Annotated in this window: 1 protein-coding gene; it reads left to right on the top strand. The window is 70.3% G+C overall.

What is annotated here, in order from left to right; translation table 11 throughout:
• Positions 1 to 83 precede the first annotated feature (83 nt).
• Positions 84 to 536, top strand: coding sequence for an iron chaperone (locus GV126_RS35120; RefSeq protein WP_159675442.1), 453 nt, complete (start codon positions 84 to 86; stop codon positions 534 to 536).
• The last annotated feature ends 1,248 nt before the right edge of the window (positions 537 to 1,784 follow it).

Raw genomic sequence — 1,784 nt, 5'->3', positions numbered from 1 at the left:
GTGGATGTTGTACTGGGGGTAGGGGCCGGCCTGGGTGAGTGCGGTGTGGGGTCGGTCTTTTTGATTCACGGGTTGGAGTGAGTATGAGCGGTGGCAGGAAGAGTGAGTTCGAGGGGTTCACGGCCGAGGAGCGGGCCGCGATGAAGGAGCATGCGGCGGAGCGGAAGAAGGCGGCGCGGCGGGGGTCGGCGGCGCAGAAGGCGGCGGAGGCGGAGCGGGACGTTCTGGCGAAGATTGCTGAGATGGAGGGCGATGACCGGGTCATGGCTGAGCGGGTCCATGCCGTTGTCACCGGCAGGGCTCCGCAGTTGGCGCCGAGGTTGTGGTATGGCATGCCTGCTTATGCTCTGGACGGCAAGGTCGTCTGTTTCTTCCAGAGTGCCGCGAAGTTCAAGGCGCGTTATGCGACGCTCGGTTTCAATGATGCGGCCCGTCTGGACGAGGGGTCCATGTGGCCGACCGCTTTCGCGTTGACCGAGGTCACGCCGGAGGTGGAGGAGCAGATCGCGGCGCTGGTGAAGCAGGCGGTGGGCTAGGGTCTGTGGTCCGGGTCGGCCCGGCCGCCGGCCGTCGGTCGTGTGTCTGGTCTGTGGTGTCGGCTGTACGCGGGCTGGGTGGTTGAGGTTTTGCTGTGGTGTGCCGGGGGAGTGCCGGCTACTGCGGTGGTGTGACCTTTGCTCAGGCATCGAGGTCCTGCCGGTTCTTCGGCGGGGCCTCGGTTTTCGTGGCGGGCGGTGGGGTTGGTCTCGGGCCGGGAGATTTCGGTCAGGCGGTCTTGAGGTCGGGGCGTCCGTCCGCGGTGGGGGGGGCGCGGCTGTGTGGGTGGGCGGTGTCGGGTTCGGGAGGTTCCCGGTCCTGGTCCTCGTGATCGCTGTGGGGAAGGCCGCTTCTGTGTCCTGCGTCCCGTGGCGTAAATCCGGCAGAAGCACACGGCCACCGATCACCGCATCACTCCGCCGGCTGTCAGCAACCTCATCACACCCCCTGTGCCAGCCGAACACCGTCCAGCACCCCACCACCGAGGACGGCAACCGGCGGCAAAACCAACTCGCAGCGCCTGCACCCCCCGGCCGCCACATTGGCTGGTGGCCTTTGAAGTCGCTGCGGTAGGGCGGGTGCTGCGGGAATGTGGCGGTCGTGTTGGACGCGGGCGGGGTCCGGACGTGTTCGGACATGGCCGGTGGCGTGATCTCGGCTGTCGGTGTTTTTCGGCTCGCCTGCTGTCGCGGTGGACGCGTGGGTCGGCTCCTGTACTGCTCGGGTCGCAGGCCGGGTCGTCCTGTTCTTCGGGTGCTTTCTGCTGCCGGGTGTTTGGCTGCTGTCTCGCGGCCGGGGCGCCGGTCCGCAGGGCCTGTATACCGCCGGGGTGCCGGTCCGCAGGGCCTGTATACCGCCGGGGTGCCGGTCCGCAGGGCCTGTATACCGCCGGGGTGCCGGCCGGGGCCGTGGGCCCGCCGTCGCTGGGTCTCCGCCCGGTCGCGGCCGGCCCACGCCGGGCACCGGGGCCGCTGGGCGTGCCGTCCGGGGTGCAAGGGGGGCGTGAGGTGGTGCGGTCGCAGGGCGGTCCGCTGTTCTGAGGCAGCGGGCGGAGCCGCGGACGGGGGTTGGTGTTCTGACGGTCGCTGCCGGGCGTTGTGGCTGTCGCTGCCCGGGTCAGGGGCGCCCGCAGTGCGTCGGGTGGTCCGTGATGCACGGTCGGCCGGGGGGCCGGGCCGGTCACGCACCGGCGTCGCGGTGGCGCGCAGGGCGTGTGAACTGCCGGGGCGATGGTCCTGGCCTGGGGG

It is taken from the genome of Streptomyces mexicanus (assembly GCF_902506575.1).
In the GTDB taxonomy this organism is placed as follows: domain Bacteria; phylum Actinomycetota; class Actinomycetes; order Streptomycetales; family Streptomycetaceae; genus Streptomyces; species Streptomyces mexicanus.
This window is presented reverse-complemented; position numbering and strand designations above follow the sequence as displayed.